The sequence below is a fragment of the Pseudomonas sp. GW821-FHT03C07 genome (assembly GCF_059420925.1).
This window is the reverse complement of record NZ_JBWKUQ010000054.1, coordinates 1-592: the sequence shown is the minus strand read 5'-3', so window position 1 is coordinate 592 and position 592 is coordinate 1. Positions and strand designations below refer to the sequence as shown.

The 592-nt window shown below is 61.3% G+C and carries 1 pseudogene; it reads right to left on the bottom strand.

Annotated elements, in window-relative coordinates:
• Nucleotides 1-592, bottom strand: a pseudogene (locus tag AC07VG_RS33460) (hypothetical protein); the annotation flags it as partial.

Genomic DNA, 592 nt, shown 5'->3' with positions numbered 1-592 from the left:
ATAGACTCCTTGGCATCCCCTTCCCCCTGGGTGATCGGGTGACGATCAAGATCGGGCAGGTAAACCCCGCCGCCGATTGCCCGGGTCCCGAACCACTTCAGCTCTATGACCTGACCGGTCTTCATGCTGTCGTCCCAGGGAATCTCAATCAGGGTACGAGGTAACGCCGGATCGAGGGTGTCCGCAATGGCGTCCACGGCAATGGGCGCGGCCAGAAGGCTGGTCTCGCCGATCACACGGACAAACTGGCCTTTGGAGAGCAAGTCGGCGGAGCCGTCGGCCTTGATCAAGCGGTAGGAGAACACCGCCTGGGTATTGACCAGCGGACGGATATCGGCGCTGGGCAGGGGAATCTCGGGAATGCTGGGAACACTCTGGATGGGGTAAGGAGGGTACACCTGATTGACCGGTTCACCGTCCACCGTGGTGCCCTTGACCCGCATTTCGATCTGGTCGCCCACGGCGAAGTCGGGATTGCCGGGGGTGGTGTTCCTTGCGATGATTTGAGCCGTCACCCAGTTGCGGTCGGGCAAGGCGTCCAGGTCCAGGTTGTTATTGAATGCCTCCTTGATAATCGGCGCGTCGAGCCGCG